Source organism: Helicobacter cetorum, assembly GCF_900198405.1.
In the GTDB taxonomy this organism is placed as follows: Bacteria; Campylobacterota; Campylobacteria; order Campylobacterales; family Helicobacteraceae; genus Helicobacter; species Helicobacter cetorum_C.
In genome coordinates this window covers 133,273-149,791 of the sequence record NZ_FZMR01000019.1, presented here as the reverse complement: position 1 = coordinate 149,791, position 16,519 = coordinate 133,273, and the positions used below count along the sequence as shown (strand labels likewise).

The window sequence follows — 16,519 nt, the reverse complement described above, 5'->3', positions numbered from 1 at the left end:
GGGGTAACTTGATTACAACAACGCATAACATTCCTTTAATTTAAGATTTTAAAATGATGAGACAGAATTTTAATACTAAAAAGCTTAAAGTGCAATCAAAAAAATTTTTGATTGCAACAAAAGAAGATTTAAACCTATCGCCCTCGTTTAGGCAGAACGCTATAAGCGAATTTCACATAAATCGCTAAGCTAATTAAAAGCACCGCCACACCTATAGCCAAATACACCGCATAAGTGATTTTATCTGGTTCACTCACACTGAATTTAAACACGAGCATTAAAGCCTCAATCGCTAATGCAATAATGATAGAGCCTAAGAATCTAATCATCGTGCGATGCACGGCATAGTGGTTGTCCCCACTATTTTTACCCAACACTTCTTCTTCAAAAATCGCTTTCACCAAATCAAATGTAGCTAAAGCTAAGGTTAAAAGCACAATAGGGTGAAAGACTTCTTTTATATCAAAGCTATTAAAATGCACAATCGCTGTCCAAAAACTAGAAATACATTTCACAAATAAGAGTAATGACACTAAAGTGAGCATGGTAGAAATCATCAAATACATAATCATGCTCCCATCATTAAAACTCTTAAAATATTTTGAGGGCGAGCTAATAGCAATCGCTACTCTCAAAGGGATTTGTAAGCAAACGACATAAACAAGCTCATCTTCTTGGTTGTATAAAGGATAAGAGGCGGTAATCACTAAATGATTGCCCTTTTTACTAGGATAGGGGTTGGTTAAAACACAGCGTTTTTCTAAAACAGCTTGATAGAAATAATACTTATCGCTAAAGTTGTGGTTACCAGATTCGCTTTTTTCTAATTCAATACCCTCTTGCAAATCATGCTCTAAAATCCCTCCTTTATATCCTTGTCTTTTAAAATAGCTTGGCGTAAGCACAAGCATGCCCTTAGCATCTAAAACAAAAAAGCTTTTTGCCATTTTGACTTCAGAGCTGACTTTACCAATTTGTTTAGCCAAGTAATCCAAGGTGATTTCTGGAAGATGGTTGCGTAAATTATGAGAAAATAAATAAGTGAGATACGCATACAACTCAGTGCGAATCTTAGAATACTGGATAATATCTCTACTCAACATAAAAGAGCCTCCTAAAAACAAAAGCGTTTTTAATTATGAATACAACATTCTAACACTTGTTCTAAAGATTTCTGCAAACCACCATTAGCATTAATGATGAAATCAGCGTTTTGTTCATACAAAACTTGACGCTCGCAATAAAGCTCGTTAGCCTTTTTTAAATCGGCTAAAAGAGGGCGTTTTTGGCGTTCGTTCGCATTCAAACGCCGAGTGATTGTCTCAAAATCTGCTTTAAGATAAAATACTTTCCCTAAACCCCTAAAATTATCATGCATAACAATGCCCCCACCGGTAGAAATCACATAAGGATTTTTAAAGGTTTTTAGCTCATCAATCAAATTTCTTTCAAGCATTCTAAAGCTATCTTCGCCGAATTTTTCAAAAATTTGTGCCACGCTCAAGCCCACTTTTTCGCTAATTAACGCATCGGTGTCTAAAACCTCACGCTTTAAGGCTAGGGCTAGATGTTGGGCTAAAGAGCTTTTGCCACTCCCCATAAAACCGATTAATACAATGTGTTCGCTCATTATTTTAGGTGCAGTTGGTATGCCCCATTTTTTTCTTTTAAGGTGTAGCGGTATTTTCCGTCTAATACAATGCTAATGCGATAATAATTTTCATGCGTGCCTAACTTAATTTGAGAAAAAAATTTCTGCTCCAAAGCTAAAGTGTCATGAATTTTAGAAACGCCTCGTTCCATATCTAAAACAATGCGATAAGGCTCTACTAATATAAAAGAGCGTAATAATTTATGAGAGGAATGCAAAGTTAGGATATTGTTTTCAATAACAAATTCAAAATCTTGGATTCTATAGCGCTTTCCAAACTCTGATTGATTAAGAGTGATTTGAGAGAGCGTTAAAGGGTAATGCCAATCAATTCCCTTATCAATATCCACCACCTTAGAATGGATAGAGCCATCAATATCTTGGTAAGTAATGCTGATATTTTTTAAAATTCTAGCAGTCGTAGGTAAGTCAACATCAAGCTTTTTAAAATAGCTCTCATAAGTCCCACTAAAGCCTCCTTGTAAATTCTTTGAAGTAATTTCAGGCTCAAAAGGATTGTCTCTAGCAAACAACATGCTTAAAATCGCAACAAAACCTATAATCTTTTTTAACACTGGTATTTTCCTTAAATCTCTAGTAATCTCTAGGTCGTAATTCTTTCAACTCAAACAAACGCTTTTGTAACCGCACATTCTTACTTTGCAATTCTGTGATTTCTTGTTGCAAACGCTCATGCTTGTCTTTTAAATCCAAATAGGTCTCTAAAGATGAACTACCAAAAAGCAACTTCCCTAAATAATACCCAAACCAAAGCAACAAGAGAAAAAAGACAATAAGTGAACGATTACTATAGAAAAAATCTCGTGCTTTATTGTCTTTTAAGACATCATCTTCAAAAAGGCTCTCAGCCATTTTTAAACAGCTCTTTACCCAAATAAATGCCTTCTTTTAATTCATGCTCAATCTCTAAAAGGCGGTTGTATTTAGCGATTCTTTCACTTCTTGAAGTTGATCCGGTTTTGATTTCTCCGGTATTTAATGCCACAGCAAAATCAGCAATAAAGCTATCTTCACTCTCCCCACTTCTATGGCTCATCACGCATTTATACGCATTTCGTTTGGCTAATCTCATCGTTTCTAAAGTCTCACTAATAGTGCCAATTTGATTAGGTTTAATCAAAATCGCATTCGCAATATTTTTTTCAATGCCTTTTTTTAAGATACTCGCATTTGTTACAAACAAATCATCGCCCACTAATTGAACCTTATGCCCTAATTCTTTGCTTAAAAATTCCCACCCTTTCCAATCATCTTCGCTCAAACCATCTTCAATAGACACAATGGGGTATTTTGAAACCAATTCTTCATAGTAGGCGACTAATTCAAACGCATTTAAAACTCTGTTTTCGCCCTTTAAATGATAATTAAGATTTTCATCTACTAATTCACTACTAGCCACATCTAAAGCAAGGGCTATCTCTTCACCTAGTTTGTAACCGGCTTTTTCAATGGCTTGAGAAATGACTTCTAAGGGTTCTACATTGTTTTTAAAATTAGGTGCAAAGCCCCCCTCATCGCCCACGCTTGTGAGCTGATTTTTCTCATCTAGGAGTTTTTTAAGCACCTGATAAACTTCCGCACTCGCTCTTAAGGCTTCTTTAAAACTCTCAAAACCTAAGGGCATAATCATGTATTCTTGAAAGTCTATAGAATTGTTAGCATGCGAGCCACCATTAATGATATTAAGCATAGGCACAGGCAAAATCAAAGCGTTAGCCCCCCCTAAATAGCGATACAAAGGAATGTTTAAAGACTTCGCACTAGCCCTTGCTAATGCCATAGACACGCCCAAAGTGGCATTCGCCCCTAAGTTAGAATAATTAGGCGTGTTGTCTAATTCTTTTAAAACCTTATCCACTAAGGCTTGATTAAACGCATCAAGCCCTACTAAATTATCTTTAATCACACGATTGACATTTTCACATGCCTTTAACACACCTTTACCTAAAAAGCGTGTTTTATCATTGTCTCTTAATTCTAAAGCTTCTCTTTTACCTGTGCTTGCCCCACTAGGCACAATCGCACTAGCTTTGGTATTATCACTTAGTGTAATGGTTGCTTGAATGGTAGGATTACCCCTACTATCCATCACTTCTAAAGCAGAAACATCTTTAATACTTATCACTCAAAATCCTTTAACTTTTATTTATTCCATTTCATCTAAAGGTTCATCAGGTAGGGGCATAATCTCTTCAGTCGTGCCAATACTCTCTTTAATCTTAAGAATGATTTCATTCGCTAGAGTTTTATCTTCTTTTAATAAAGCCTTAGCGTTTTCTCTACCCTGCCCTAGCTTTTTATCTTGATAACTTAGCCATGCCCCACTCTTATCCACAATATCTAGTTTCACGCCATAATCAATGATTTCGCCTTCTTTAGAAATCCCTTCCCCAAACATAATGTCAAATTCCGCTTCTCTAAAAGGGGGAGCGACTTTATTTTTTACCACTTTGGCTTTGGCTCTGTTACCGATATGCTGTTCGTTTTGTTTAAGAGCGGCAATTCTTCTAATATCAATTCTCACGCTCGCATAAAATTTTAAGGCATTCCCCCCTGTTGTGGTCTCTGGGCTTCCATAACCCATCATGCCAATTTTCATTCTAATTTGATTGATAAAAATTAGTGTGGTATTCATTTTGTGTAACACGCCGGTGATTTTTCTTAATGCATGACTCATAAGCCTTGCTTGTAAGCCCACATGCTGGTCTCCCATATCCCCATCAATCTCTGCTTTAGGCGTGAGTGCGGCTACAGAATCCACTACCACCAAATCAATCGCCCCACTTCTAGTGATAGTCTCTAAAATTTCTAGGGCTTGCTCGCCTGTATCTGGTTGAGAGACTAATAAATTTTCAGTATCTACGCCAAGTCTCTTTGCATAATGCACATCTAGGGCATGCTCAGCATCAATAAACGCGCACACGCCCCCATTTTTTTGGCATTCTGCAATGATGTGTAAGCTTAAAGTCGTCTTTCCACTTGATTCTGGCCCATACACTTCAATGATTCTACCTTTCGGAATTCCCCCAATCCCTAAAGCTAAATCTAATCCTAATGAGCCGGTAGAAATGGCATCAATTTTTTCTACTTGCTTATCCCCAAGACGCACCAACGCCCCCTTACCAAAAACCTTATCAATTTGTTTAATCGCTAAAGAAATCGCTTTTTGTTTGTCTTCATCTATTGCCATAAAGTCGCCTTAATTAATTTTGATTTGCTTATTCTATCAAATCCTAGCCTAAAATCTATTATAATAAGAGAACTTACCCTACTTATAAGGAACTCGCTTTGATTAGTATCGCTCATAGCCCTGATGCTGATGATATTTTTATGTATTATGCCATTAAGTTTGGCTGGATAGATTGCCCCATTAAGCATAAAAGTTTTCAAAATACTGCCCTAGATATTCAAACCCTAAACCAAGAAGCTTTGAAAAACACTTATGATGTGAGTGCGATTAGCTTTGGGCTATACCCTAAAATTGCCAATGATTATGCCTTGCTCCCTACAGCGACTAGCTTTGGAAATGGCTATGGACCCAAATTAGTGAAAAAAAAGGGCGTGAGATTAAAAAAAGATTTTAGAGTTGCTTTGAGTGGAGAGCATACCACAAACGCCCTATTATTCAAACTCTATTACAAGCATGCTCGCATTACTTATATGAATTTCTTAGACATTGAAAAAGCGGTGCTTGAAGGAAAAGTGCATGCAGGAGTGTTAATCCATGAAAATATCTTAGATTTTCATAACGAGCTAGAAGTGGAAAAAGAATTATGGGATATTTGGAAAGAATTTGTTAAAGTTGATTTACCTTTGCCTTTAGGGGGCATGGCGATTAGGCGCTCCATCCCACTATATCGGGCGATTTTGATTAAAAAGGCTTTAATTCAAGCCATTGAAGTAGCCCTAAAACACCAAGATTTACTCTCTAGTATGCTCATAGAACGCTCTTTAGTTCGGGTGAGTAAAGAGCAATTGCAAACCTATCTAAGCTTGTATGCTAATGAGACTTCAGCTCGCTTAAATGAAACTCAAATTTTAGCTATAGACAAGCTTTTTGAGTTAGGCTATCAACACGGATTTTATCCTAGCTTACTCAAAACTAAAGATTGCTTGCTTACTGATGAATACTTTAAATACCGCTTTTCTTAATCTAATTCTAATTTATGTGTGAGTAAATAACGGCTTATACAATACAATGAAAGGATTTTTAAAAAATCCACGCCCCATAAAAGATAATATTTATTCTCTTCTAACTTTTGTTGTTGCAAGAAATAATAAAACCCATCATTTATGCTTAAATTTGAACTCATTAAGGGCAAGAATGAATTAAATACCATTTCTAAAACAATGCCTACAAGAATGAATAATAATCCCCCTAGTAAAAAGCGAGCCTTTTTGATTTTATTCGCATTTAACACACTCAAAACAAATAAAAATTTCATTAAAACAAGCCCTAAAAACAGCATAACGCCTATAATTTTAGCAGGATTTAAAACAAAGACTTTTAACGCACTATACAAGATAAACAACACGCTAGATTGTGCACTAATAAAGAGATAATAACCCAAACGCACGCTTAGAATAAACCACAACAAACTTAAGATAAAAAAACCTATAGGAAGTAAAATCTTAGGCAATAATAACACATCAATGCTAATAGGTAAAGAAAAGCTTAAAACCCCCTTTTTAGAAAAAAGCTTGGCATTGAGATTTTTAATCGCCCCTAAAATCATCGCACTCAATAAGAATGCTCCTAAGACAAAAAAGAGCGTGTAGCTTAGAGTAAGCATGGTTGTTTCTTCAGTATTTTGAGAGAAAAAACAAATCGCTAGAATAATGAGCGTTAATAAAAAATTAGTTACAACAACATTGCCTACCTGCTCTAAAGCATCATGTTTTAAAACTTTTAAAAAATCCATGCTTAAGATTATAGCTAATTAGTCAGTTTAATGCCCTTTTTTATGTGAAAAAGCAATCTTGTTCGTAACAGCTGCTAAAAGTGCAGAACACACAAAGACTAAATGAATCACCACTTGCCAAAAAATGGGGTTATGCGATAAGGGAGCGTCTTTAGGAATACTAGCTAAAACATCATCTAAACTCATATAACGCTTGAGTAAAAAAATCGCCGAAATAGCTACAATAGAGAGTGAAACCTTTAATTTTAAAGCGTTAAAATCTGTATGCTCTAACCAAGTGATTTCACTTGCATCTACTTTATCTAATTTAGATACAAAGCTTTCATAACTCGCTAATAGCACCATCAAAACAAGCCCCGCCATAAACAATAAATCCACTAACCCTAAAGCTGATAGCACCAATTCAGTCTCATCAATAGTGTTTAAATGGCTCAACATATGCCATAACTCTTTCATAAACACATAGCCCAAAACAACCAAAACTAGCGATAATGCAATACATAAAGGAGCTAGTAACCAACGGGTTGCAAACAAAATTTTTTCAACTAATCTTTCTATCATTTTAAACCGCTTTATATTTGAATTACCACCACCACCCACTTTTTAAGATTTGATTGTAACTTAAAAGTTTTAACTCAATCTTTATTGAGTATTCAATACCTTTATTTTCTAAAATCTAGCATAAATTAAGAAACATTTATATTCACATCTATAATTTACCAAACAAGAATTTTTATTTTTTATTGCCATTTTGTTTATTCTTTTTATTATCTCTTTCTTGCAACATTCTTTTAAAAACGCACTTTGCCTTTAAGGGATATATTTTGCAATACAAGTCTTTATAAGCTTGATATGCGTTCTTGGTGCTATCTAATATGCTTGCGCTAAGAACGCTAAAGAAAAAGACTAAAAAAACTAACTTCATCAATGCATACTGATACTAATTTTTAAATGATGATTGCTTGCATATTTTTTACACATAGAAATCACATCTAAAACATCGTCTTTATTGGTGCTTTTTATACTCTGTCTTAGCCCAAAAGAACCCTCTAGGATTATGCTATAAGCTTTAACTTTCACATAATAGCTCGTATTTTCTTTCGTTTTATTTTTTCTTTCTCTTTTTTCGTTGATTGTGCCATGACCTATATAGATTTTTTGCACTTTATTCATAGGCACACTAAAGCCAAAAAGCCCAGCGTTAACAAATTTGCCGTTTTTAATGCGGCAAGGCAAGGCAAAAGTTAGGACAAAATCTAATAAAAAGAGGGCACCAACGATTTTTAACGCGGCATAAAATCCATTTTCTGGGTCTGCTAACATGCAAAGCCAAAAAAGCACTAACACAAGGGGCGTCATTAAAGAATAAAGGAGCGGACTTGTCCATTTGCGTAATTTAGACCTCATCAAACTTCCTTTAAAATAGCGTTATTTTTAGGCGCAACTTTTAATTTTTGCACATTGTTTGTTTCTAATTTTTGAATATTCTCTTCCAATTTAAGCGTAGCATTAGAACTAGCCTTTCTAAGAGTAGAATTATCCATTTCTTTAAGCGTGGCATTATTTGATGTTTCTTTAAGCGTAGCGTCTGAAACGCCCTCTTTTAAATTAATGGTTTCTGCATCAACGCTTTTTGTCGTATTATCACTACCCAATACTCCCAAAAATACACTCAATACAAGCCCACCTAAATAAATCAATACCGCAAATCCCAAAGTGTACCATAAGCCTTCATACACATAATTTTTATGCCAAAAATACCACACAAGAGCTATGGTGCTAAAAAAAATAAAGCCTGCTCCTGCTTGCAATTTTTCGCGCCCATTAGAAAAAAATACTCCCGATAAAAACATACCTATAAAAAATAGCAAAGCTTCCAAGCTCAACAAATACCACAAACTCTCTTTTTTATCCCAAATATCATACATCTTATAAAAAGTGAAACCAGCGATTGCAAGCCCTAATAAACTTCCCATATTCAATGCACCTTTTTCAAATAAGATTTATGAGCTTGCTTTGAATGTTGTGCGTTATGTTTTTTGGCTTTTTTCTCATTATTACTAGGAAAAATAACAAGCACTAAGAAAAATCCCGCACAAAAAACTAAAAATTCTAAGCCTAAAGTGTAAAAAAATCCTTGTGTATAATCTTTTACCCAAACAAATACCATTACAATTAGCGTTAAAAACAAAACGCTAAAAGCTAAGGTTTCTCTAACTTTGCTATTCAAAAAACACCCCCTACTTAAAGCCTTTTAAATAAGGCACTAAAACTTGCTCCATTTTATAAGCAATTTCAGCGTTTTTAGTAATCACTTCGTCTAAGTTTTCAATATCTTTAAAAGAGAAAATCACCGCACTCCTTTTGCCATTATTAAAATAGAAATCTAATTCGCCACCCATCGCGCTTTCAAGCTCTTCTTTATGCGCTAATAAATGCTCGTATAGCTTAATATTCTCTTCTACAGGCTTTTTCATTAAAAACCTAACATTAACGCCATGGACTTTTTTATTTTTACGCAATAAAACGCTTTCAAACAAGCAGTGAGAAATCACGGTTTTACTACTCGCCCAATTATCTTTAGAAATAGCGCGCCCAGCATAGAGTTTAGAGCCTAAAGCGGTAATTTCATTGACAAATTTGCTCCAATAATCAAAATTACCCTTTTGCCAATCTTCATGTGTGTTCACACTCACTTTTGGCGCGTTGCTATTAGTCGTAATTGAAGAGAAATTTAAAAATTGTAAAAACGTGTTAATTTCTATTTCACTTAGCGCGTCTTTTTTGTTGCTTTCTAAATGCAAGGCCTGCATTAAAGCGTTAATAAATTCTACAAATTTTAAAAACTCTTCGCTTTCGGTGTTTTTAACTTTTAAAGCCTTTAAAAAGTCGTTAGCCATATCGCTCTCGCTGAATTTATCGCCATTAGTGAGTATGTCAAAAAATTCGCTATTAATATGGTTTTGGTTAGTTAAAAAGTAGCGATACACCCCATCATAAGCACTTTGTAAACATAAAGTCGCAAATAAAATGCGCTCTTTTTCGTTCGTTTTGGCGTTTTCATCGCCGGCTAGCATATTTTTACTTTTAGCAACCATTTTTAAAAGTTCAAGCGCGTTAAAAAGGCGTTTCATAGAGCGCGGGTTAAAGCCTACAGAATTATTGACTAAGTCCACAAAACTTTCAATATCGCCCTCTTTATATTCTGTGGTGTTATTGTGCGAGGTTAAAAGGCTTTTAAAATATTTATGCACATCATAAGTCGCTACTGGTAAGTTGAACGGGAGCTGGATGATTTTATCAAAAAAGCTTTTAGCTTTTTCATCGTTTATGCCGCTACCAAATTTTTCTTTCAATCCGCTCACAACGACATTATAATCCACCGCAAGCACAAAAACACAATTAGGCACATCTAAGAAAAGTTTCATCACTTCTAAAAGCTCTACAGCTTTTTTAGGCATTAAGCGGTCTAAGTCGTCAATAAACACGATAATGCGCGAGCTGTTAGCTTGCGTTTTCTTAATCACAATATCTTCTAACTTCTTTTTAAGCTTACTGATTTGCTCGCTACTATCAACTTCTTCTAAAAGTAATGAGGCCGCTTTTTCTCCACCTCCTCCCAAAGCACCACCTAAAATATGCACTCCAGCCCCTGCCACTCTTTTGGCTACATTGCCTAAGATTTTCATGGTTTCACTTTTATCATCGCCCCCACCTATCTCTTTAACAATATGGCTTAAAAACGAAATATTTAAATCATCTTTTGTATTAAACTGACTGAATTGCCAAGTGTTAAACCAAATCGTATCGGCAATTTTAGGCGAATGGATAAGCTTTTGCTTTATCATATTCATCATGCTCGTTTTGCCTGAACCCCAATCAGCTTGAATGGATATTGTCATAGGAGTTTGACAATCTTCTATAAACTCGCTTAATGCTCCTACATAATCTTGTATGCCAAAACTCTCATGTTCAATGGAAGTAATTGGCTCATCGGTTAATCCTAAATAGCAATGACTAGCATTAGTGCTATCTTTCATTATCTCTCCTTTTACACATATTTTTTGTTCGCAAACTTCTTCTTTCTGTAGCTTTTCTTGTGGTATTTGCATTTCTTTAATTGGCGCGGTTTCTTTTTCTTCTTCATCTTTAAAAAACCTAGAAAATATACTTATACTCATTACTCCTCCTTAAAAACTCGCTTAATTATCCCCCTCTCTCCTTTAGACATCTACTCTTTACCAGCAGCCTCTAGCGTTAAATTATTATTAGAAAGTTTTGTGTCAGCCTTATTAGCTACTTGAACTTTAATACCAAAGGTTTCTAGCATTTTCTTTTCAAATTCGCCCACTTTATCGCTAGAATGCGCCCAAAACTTCCCCTCAACTTTGGCTTTAGTTTGTTTGATACTAGCCAAAGTAGCATCTTCTGGGGCAAATTGATTGCCCTTATAAATCCTTAAACTCGCTCCAAAATGTTTTTTAAAATCTGCCTTTAAAGTCTTAACTTTCATATTTCCTGTAACGCTAAATTTTTCAAAACCAAATGCGCTAGCGATTTTTGTTCCAATTCCCATTTCTTATTTCCCACTTTGAGTTAAAGTTAAATCATTATCTACAAGCTTGCTATCATCTTTACTTGCTACTTGAACTTTCACTCCACAAGTATTCATCATAGCATTTTCAAAATTGCCTACTTTCATATGACCATCTACAGCAAAAGTGCCACTCTTTTTATCATTGCCTTTAATAAGACTAGATAGAGTTGCATTATCATCTGCAAATTTAGAGCCGTTATATACTCTTAAAGTAGAGCCAAACGCCTTTTTAAATTCGGTTCTTAGAGTTTTGACTTTCATGTTTCCTGTGATTTTAATGTTTGCCATTAGATTTCCTTATTTGCCTGCTTGAGTTAGAGTTATACTATTGTCTGCAAGTTTGCTATCATCTTTATTGGCCACTTGGGTTTTAATGCCAAAATGCTCTAGCATCTTATCTTCAAAATTTCCAACCTTAGTATTTCCGCCAACAGAGAAATCTCCACCTTTAACATCACCTTTTCTAATGCTCGCAAGAGTTGCCTCATCATCTGCAAACTGACTGCCCTTATACACTCTTAAAGTCGCACCAAACGCTTTCTTAAACTCTGCCCTCAGAGTTTTGACTTTCATGTTGCTTCTAACTTTTAAATCTGCCATTGCCAATCCTTTTATTTCAATTTTGTGAACCCTACTTTTAAAAATAGGGTTCATCAAATTAAAATCCCCCAACCACCCTATCTTTAAATTACAAGTGCTTTTTCTATAATCTTTAACAGCTCCTCTTTACGACTTAAAATGCTTTGAATATCCCATTTAGAATAATTTGTCGCTATTAGTTGTGTAATCAAGAAACTTGTATTTTTATTGTCTTTTTTGGTATAAGTTTGACATTTTTCTGGAAACTCTTTATTTGAGGCTTGCACATTTTTACGGCCTGCTAATAGAGTGCAATTACCTAATGAATTAGTATAATTTTCTCTATCAAGCTCATTAATATCACTGCACCATTGACTATTTTCTTTGGGGTTTTGTGGCAGAACATGCTCTATATGACACTCATTAAGAGAATATATCTTAGGATTATCCAAACTTTCATACTCTATCAATAGCAAAAGAGCCTTGGCATAAGGTTTTTTGTAGAAATTATTCTCTAATTTTAGAACCTCTAAAAAATGCAGTTGCTGTGAGCTTGTGATATTTAAATTTTCTTTTATTTTATTTTTAATATCACTTAAAGAACTTTTATTTTTAATGTCTTTGATAATATTAAAGCTAGTTTGCTTAATTGTATTTAAACTACCTCCCTTAAGCCAATTTTGATAATAATATTGCACGAGTAACTTTTCTAACCCATTAGTATCATCATAATTTGTAAAATACGCACTACACAAAATACTTTGATAGTAAACAGAGTGTTTAAGATAGCTCAAAAGAGCAGCATTAGAATTTGTTTTTTGATTTACTATAAGATTTTTATAGCTTTTAGAAAAATCCTTTATTTCATTTGCAATATTTAAAATCCCTTTATCAAAACGATTGTCTCTTTTAAAAATTTCTAACAACTCTTTATCTAAAGTCCTTGTAGGATTTTTTTCTAAAACATAATAAAGATAAAGCGTTAAAAAATATTCAAAATCTTTAGAATTATTATTTAAATCTTGCCTAATATCCTCCCAAAGATTATCAAATTTTTCTTGCTCTTCTATGCTAGTAGATTTACCCATAAGCTCTGATTTTAAAATATCTGCATAACTCAAAGACAAGCCCCTACTATTTAAGGTGTTAAAAATCCTAATAGCACTATCTAAGCTACTACAAACAATTACACTAAAAACTACTCTGCCGTAAATAAATTTTATAAATTCATTTATGTCTAATCTAGTTTTAAGTTCATCAATAATGGTTTTGAAATGATGGGCGTTTTCTAAATAGCGGTTGTCTTTTTTAGCTTTTTCCTTAAAATCTAAACTTTGAAGAAGTTCAATTTCAAACTCAGAAGCCTTTTTTAAATGCGTAGAAAGAGTAAGAATTGGTTCTTTAGGACTATATTGATTATAAATACTATCTTTAAGGTATTTTAACGCTATTTGGTCTAACTCTAGCTCTTTAATCTCATGCATTTTGTTAAGCACGCAAGCTAAAATAATGAGAGTTGTAAGGCGTTGTTGACCATCTATAATGTCTAATCGCCCCTCTTTTTTATGTAATACTATAGAGCCACAAAAATAAGATTCACTCCTATCATTTTCATAAGCATTACTCAAATCTTCTATTAAAACATTGAGTTGCTCTTCTTTCCAAACATAAGGGCGTTGGTATTTAGGGACTTGATACAAACTATCTTGCTTGTTAAATAAATTATAAAATTCAAGCAATTCTGCATTAATGCCATTCATAGTCTAGTCCTTAACTAAGCCAAAATGGCTGAAAAAATGCGAATATAATTTACAGAAACTTCTACTAAGAGAGAGAGAGAGAGAGAGAAACGGAATTTTTGATACTAATTATCATTTTTTTCATTTCATTACCTTTTTGAGATTTGACCTTTGAAATTATAATACTTACAAGTTAATTTGCAACTTAATTTAAAACCAAAATTTAAGATTTTTAAAAGATGTGTAAAATTACAAAAATACACGACATGCTGTTTATTGTTAAAAGTTTAGCCCCCTATCTCAACGCCATTTTATACGCCATTTCTAAGCTATGATAATCGCCTTTTAATTCTTCAATATTTCCAAATGCCATCATTTTCCCTTCTTTTAAAAAAATTGCACTATCCAAATTTTTGTTTAAATTATTTTAAATAATATCATTTTTTTAAAATAATTTTGAATTATATTTTTTTGTATTTTTTATAAAATTATTATAATTGTTCGATGTTATGAAAAAATACATATTATAATAATATTATTCATTAATAATAGTTAAAATTTTAACCCAAAACCATTATATATTAATAAAAATGAAAAATATTTTTTCTCTATGAAAATAACTATAATCATCAGTGAAAAAGTTCTGTTCTAATTTAGAAAAACTAAATAATCAAAATACAAAGAAGTAGAAATGTTAAAAAGAAATTTCACTAAAAAATATCATTGATGCTGTCGTAAATTCGACAACAAACAAATTAGAACACTTTTTAAAAACAATTTGTTCTTTAGTCATATGAAGAACCGTTTCTTTTTAGAAGTGGCTAGATTTCTAAAAAACATAGTGATATTTTATTTCTTAGTAGGATTATCCCTTCTTAAGACAGCTATTGCCAAAGAGCCTAAACAGATTCCAGCAATAGTGAGCGAAAGTTCTTTAAAACCTTTAATAGCACAATAGATACTAGCACCAACCCCTACCATAACAATAAAAACAACTATCAAGAAAGCAATGAGCTTTTCTATGAAAACAAAATTTGCTGTCTTATTTTCTATTCTTCTGCGGTGTTGAGCTTCATTTTGTGTTTCTTCTATAATAAATTTTATATCGTTTTCACGCCCCAACTCATGTAACACTTTTATGCCATGAATATCTAAAAGTGGAGCATCTATTTGAGTGTGGGACAGCTTAAGACTATCTGATTTTGCTTGAATCTCTGTTTTTCTTGACATTATGATTAAAATCTAAAGCTATTTTTCTAAAGTCGTTAGAAAGATTTTTATAATCTTTCTTAAATCCCTCTGTTGAAGGATAGTGAGAGGCTTTTAATAAAGTAGAACTAACAAAAGAGAGATTAAAGCATGAGTCAATAAAAGTTTTTGCATTTTTTAATTCCATTACCATACCTTTCTTTTTTTTGATTCTTTTAATACATTCTAACACAAAAAACATAATTACTTACTAAAGACTAGAAAAATGGGGGCTAGATTTTTTAATTAAAAGTATCTTAATAATAACTTTGTTTCTTATGTTTTATAAAATACCGCTCTAAAAATACTTTGAGAGCTTTTTAGAGTAAGAGGGCTTGTATGCCCCTATCTCAACGCCATTTTATACGCCATTTCTAAGCTATAATAATCGCCTTTTAATTCTTCAATATTTCCAAATGCCATAATTTTCCCTTCTTTTAAAAAAATCGCACTATCCAAATACTTTTCCACATCAACCACTAAATGCGTAGAGACTAACAAGCTCGCATTTTTGCTAAATTCATTAGCGATTAATTCAAAAATCTCTTCTCTAGCAATGGGGTCAATGCCAGCAACCGGTTCATCAAAGAGATATAAAGAAGCGTTTCGTGATAAAGTTAAAATAAGTTGTAATTTTTCTCTCATGCCTTTTGAAAGGGCTTTAAATTCCCTTTTCAAAGGCACATTAAAGCGTTTGAGTAAATCTAGGGCTTTTAAATCATCAAAATCGTTAAAAAAGTCCTTGTAAAAAGCGATGGCTTTTAAAGGCGTTAATTTAGGGTCTAAAAAATCGCCATCGCTTAAAAACGCCACGCTTTTTTTAGTCTCTATGCCGATACTCTTGCCTAAAATTTTCACTTTTCCTTGATAATTCAAGTTCAATGCGGCTAAAATTTTTAACAAAGTGGTCTTGCCTGCCCCATTAGGGCCTAAAAGCCCTATAAATTGCCTTTTAGGAAGTTTGAGACTGATATTGTCTAAGGCTTTTAAACTCCCATAGGATTTGCTTAAATTCTCTATTTCTACTAGCATTTCAATTCCCCAAACTTACGCACTCTTTTATAAAAATCGCTGATAATATTTTCTAAATCTTTAGAGGTGAAATCAGGCCATAAAATCGGCGTGAAAAACAATTCCGCATAGCTAGATTGCCACAATAAGAAATTAGACAAACGCATTTCCCCCCCTGTGCGTAGTAATAAATCCACTTCAGGTAAATCATGCGTATCTAAACGCCTAGAAATTTCTTGTTCTAAGCTTTCTAAATTTTTGAAGTTTTTTGGGGGGGTTTCTAATAAGCTTTTAAACGCTCTAGTGAGTTCATTTTTAGAGCCATAATTGAGAGCTAGAACTTGCGTAAAATCCTTGAAATGCTTGGTATCTTCTTCAAGCTGTAAAATCGTATCTTTTAATTCCTTAGAAAAGCCTTCTAAATCCCCTATCGCTTTAAAGCGTATGGAGTTATTCAAATAAGTAGGCCGCTCATCTTTGAGATACTTTTTAAGCATTTTCATTAAAAAATCTACTTCACTTTTGGGGCGTTTCCAGTTTTCAGTAGAAAAGGCGTATAAGGTCAAGCATTCTAGCTTTTTATTTGCACAATATATTGTAATGTCTTTAAGGGTTTTTACGCCTTTTTTATGCCCATAAGCCCTAGCCTTATTCTGTAATCTAGCCCATCTACCATTACCATCCATAATAATGGCAAGATGTTTGAGAGTGTTATTCAATTCTATTTAGCCTTTAAAGAAAAGTCCTTAAT

The 16,519-nt window shown here is 33.5% G+C and carries 20 protein-coding genes; 1 reads left to right on the top strand and 19 read right to left on the bottom strand.

The annotated features are described in order from the left end of the window. Positions 1-134: 134 nt before the first annotated feature. From C6H25_RS06215 to recA, 6 genes are read right to left on the bottom strand one after another with little or no spacing between them, the layout of a single operon-like run. Entirely contained in the window at positions 135-1,103 is a 969-nt protein-coding gene (locus C6H25_RS06215; RefSeq protein ID WP_104748570.1) for a PDC sensor domain-containing protein, read from the bottom strand. A gap of 29 nt (positions 1,104-1,132) precedes the next feature. Beyond that, on the bottom strand, positions 1,133-1,630 hold the full coding sequence (locus C6H25_RS06210; protein WP_233707346.1) for a shikimate kinase: 498 nt from the start codon (positions 1,628-1,630) through the stop codon (positions 1,133-1,135). Next, on the bottom strand, positions 1,630-2,226 hold the full coding sequence (locus C6H25_RS06205) for an AMIN domain-containing protein (protein ID WP_199768950.1): 597 nt from the start codon (positions 2,224-2,226) through the stop codon (positions 1,630-1,632). The genes C6H25_RS06210 and C6H25_RS06205 overlap by 1 nt, the downstream gene beginning before the upstream one ends. Positions 2,227-2,245: 19 nt before the next feature. Further along, positions 2,246-2,524: a hypothetical protein gene (locus tag C6H25_RS06200; RefSeq protein ID WP_104748568.1), complete on the bottom strand. Its 279-nt coding sequence runs from the start codon at positions 2,522-2,524 to the stop codon at positions 2,246-2,248. Further along, positions 2,517-3,797 (bottom strand): phosphopyruvate hydratase, encoded by a 1,281-nt coding sequence (eno, locus tag C6H25_RS06195; RefSeq protein WP_104748567.1) that lies wholly within the window; start codon positions 3,795-3,797, stop codon positions 2,517-2,519. The genes C6H25_RS06200 and eno overlap by 8 nt, the downstream gene beginning before the upstream one ends. 21 nt (positions 3,798-3,818) lie before the next feature. Then, positions 3,819-4,862: a recombinase RecA gene (gene recA, locus C6H25_RS06190; RefSeq protein ID WP_104748566.1), complete on the bottom strand. Its 1,044-nt coding sequence runs from the start codon at positions 4,860-4,862 to the stop codon at positions 3,819-3,821. A 98-nt stretch (positions 4,863-4,960) separates the two neighbouring features. Between recA and C6H25_RS06185 the strand changes: the two genes are divergently transcribed. Then, positions 4,961-5,824 carry a menaquinone biosynthesis family protein gene (locus C6H25_RS06185; protein WP_104748565.1) on the top strand — a complete coding sequence of 288 codons (864 nt, stop codon included), beginning with the start codon at positions 4,961-4,963 and terminating at the stop codon, positions 5,822-5,824. Here the strand turns inward: C6H25_RS06185 and C6H25_RS06180 are convergent. The 13 genes from C6H25_RS06180 to C6H25_RS06105 all read right to left on the bottom strand — a co-directional run bounded on the left by C6H25_RS06180 (position 5,821) and on the right by C6H25_RS06105 (position 16,487). Beyond that, positions 5,821-6,594, bottom strand: coding sequence for a hypothetical protein (locus C6H25_RS06180; protein ID WP_104748564.1), 774 nt, complete (start codon positions 6,592-6,594; stop codon positions 5,821-5,823). The genes C6H25_RS06185 and C6H25_RS06180 overlap by 4 nt on opposite strands. Positions 6,595-6,621: 27 nt before the next feature. Beyond that, positions 6,622-7,155 carry a TIGR00645 family protein gene (locus tag C6H25_RS06175; protein ID WP_104748563.1) on the bottom strand — a complete coding sequence of 178 codons (534 nt, stop codon included), beginning with the start codon at positions 7,153-7,155 and terminating at the stop codon, positions 6,622-6,624. 363 nt (positions 7,156-7,518) lie between these two features. Continuing rightward, positions 7,519-8,001 carry a hypothetical protein gene (locus tag C6H25_RS06165; protein ID WP_104748561.1) on the bottom strand — a complete coding sequence of 161 codons (483 nt, stop codon included), beginning with the start codon at positions 7,999-8,001 and terminating at the stop codon, positions 7,519-7,521. Then, positions 8,001-8,570 carry a hypothetical protein gene (locus tag C6H25_RS06160; RefSeq protein ID WP_104748560.1) on the bottom strand — a complete coding sequence of 190 codons (570 nt, stop codon included), beginning with the start codon at positions 8,568-8,570 and terminating at the stop codon, positions 8,001-8,003. Before C6H25_RS06160 ends, C6H25_RS06165 begins: the two co-directional genes overlap by 1 nt. A 2-nt stretch (positions 8,571-8,572) precedes the next feature. Continuing rightward, entirely contained in the window at positions 8,573-8,824 is a 252-nt protein-coding gene (locus tag C6H25_RS06155) for a hypothetical protein (protein WP_104748559.1), read from the bottom strand. Between the two features lie 10 nt (positions 8,825-8,834). Beyond that, on the bottom strand, positions 8,835-10,775 hold the full coding sequence (locus C6H25_RS06150) for a DUF4268 domain-containing protein (protein ID WP_104748558.1): 1,941 nt from the start codon (positions 10,773-10,775) through the stop codon (positions 8,835-8,837). Positions 10,776-10,825: 50 nt separating this feature from the next. Beyond that, entirely contained in the window at positions 10,826-11,170 is a 345-nt protein-coding gene (locus C6H25_RS06145; protein WP_199768949.1) for a hypothetical protein, read from the bottom strand. Between the two features lie 3 nt (positions 11,171-11,173). Continuing rightward, the gene (locus C6H25_RS06140) at positions 11,174-11,479 is read right to left on the bottom strand and encodes a hypothetical protein (protein WP_104748557.1); all 306 of its coding nucleotides are present in this window, start codon (positions 11,477-11,479) and stop codon (positions 11,174-11,176) included. A 9-nt stretch (positions 11,480-11,488) separates the two neighbouring features. Next, a complete protein-coding gene (locus C6H25_RS06135) occupies positions 11,489-11,791 on the bottom strand; it encodes a hypothetical protein (RefSeq protein WP_104748578.1) in 303 nt (100 codons plus the stop codon). A gap of 83 nt (positions 11,792-11,874) precedes the next feature. Then, a complete protein-coding gene (locus C6H25_RS06130; RefSeq protein WP_104748556.1) occupies positions 11,875-13,530 on the bottom strand; it encodes a DUF262 domain-containing protein in 1,656 nt (551 codons plus the stop codon). 828 nt (positions 13,531-14,358) lie between these two features. Then, positions 14,359-14,739, bottom strand: coding sequence for a hypothetical protein (locus C6H25_RS06120; RefSeq protein WP_158653892.1), 381 nt, complete (start codon positions 14,737-14,739; stop codon positions 14,359-14,361). 363 nt (positions 14,740-15,102) lie between these two features. Continuing rightward, positions 15,103-15,789 carry an ABC transporter ATP-binding protein gene (locus C6H25_RS06110; RefSeq protein WP_104748553.1) on the bottom strand — a complete coding sequence of 229 codons (687 nt, stop codon included), beginning with the start codon at positions 15,787-15,789 and terminating at the stop codon, positions 15,103-15,105. Continuing rightward, positions 15,783-16,487: a di-trans,poly-cis-decaprenylcistransferase gene (locus C6H25_RS06105; protein ID WP_104748552.1), complete on the bottom strand. Its 705-nt coding sequence runs from the start codon at positions 16,485-16,487 to the stop codon at positions 15,783-15,785. Before C6H25_RS06105 ends, C6H25_RS06110 begins: the two co-directional genes overlap by 7 nt. Positions 16,488-16,519 lie beyond the last annotated feature (32 nt).

What these genes read in the sequence shown, in the direction of transcription:
- C6H25_RS06165 (WP_104748561.1), bottom strand. Translation starts at nt 8,001, where the DNA reads ATGAGGTCTAAATTACGCAAATGGACAAGTCCGCTCCTTTATTCTTTA.
- C6H25_RS06150 (WP_104748558.1), bottom strand. Translation starts at nt 10,775, where the DNA reads ATGAGTATAAGTATATTTTCTAGGTTTTTTAAAGATGAAGAAGAAAAA.
- C6H25_RS06135 (WP_104748578.1), bottom strand. Translation starts at nt 11,791, where the DNA reads ATGGCAGATTTAAAAGTTAGAAGCAACATGAAAGTCAAAACTCTGAGG.
- C6H25_RS06180 (WP_104748564.1), bottom strand. Translation starts at nt 6,594, where the DNA reads ATGGATTTTTTAAAAGTTTTAAAACATGATGCTTTAGAGCAGGTAGGC.
- C6H25_RS06175 (WP_104748563.1), bottom strand. Translation starts at nt 7,155, where the DNA reads ATGATAGAAAGATTAGTTGAAAAAATTTTGTTTGCAACCCGTTGGTTA.
- C6H25_RS06200 (WP_104748568.1), bottom strand. Translation starts at nt 2,524, where the DNA reads ATGGCTGAGAGCCTTTTTGAAGATGATGTCTTAAAAGACAATAAAGCA.
- C6H25_RS06215 (WP_104748570.1), bottom strand. Translation starts at nt 1,103, where the DNA reads ATGTTGAGTAGAGATATTATCCAGTATTCTAAGATTCGCACTGAGTTG.
- C6H25_RS06145 (WP_199768949.1), bottom strand. Translation starts at nt 11,170, where the DNA reads ATGGGAATTGGAACAAAAATCGCTAGCGCATTTGGTTTTGAAAAATTT.
- C6H25_RS06130 (WP_104748556.1), bottom strand. Translation starts at nt 13,530, where the DNA reads ATGAATGGCATTAATGCAGAATTGCTTGAATTTTATAATTTATTTAAC.
- C6H25_RS06120 (WP_158653892.1), bottom strand. Translation starts at nt 14,739, where the DNA reads ATGTCAAGAAAAACAGAGATTCAAGCAAAATCAGATAGTCTTAAGCTG.
- C6H25_RS06210 (WP_233707346.1), bottom strand. Translation starts at nt 1,630, where the DNA reads ATGAGCGAACACATTGTATTAATCGGTTTTATGGGGAGTGGCAAAAGC.
- C6H25_RS06110 (WP_104748553.1), bottom strand. Translation starts at nt 15,789, where the DNA reads ATGCTAGTAGAAATAGAGAATTTAAGCAAATCCTATGGGAGTTTAAAA.
- C6H25_RS06140 (WP_104748557.1), bottom strand. Translation starts at nt 11,479, where the DNA reads ATGGCAAACATTAAAATCACAGGAAACATGAAAGTCAAAACTCTAAGA.
- C6H25_RS06160 (WP_104748560.1), bottom strand. Translation starts at nt 8,570, where the DNA reads ATGGGAAGTTTATTAGGGCTTGCAATCGCTGGTTTCACTTTTTATAAG.
- recA (WP_104748566.1), bottom strand. Translation starts at nt 4,862, where the DNA reads ATGGCAATAGATGAAGACAAACAAAAAGCGATTTCTTTAGCGATTAAA.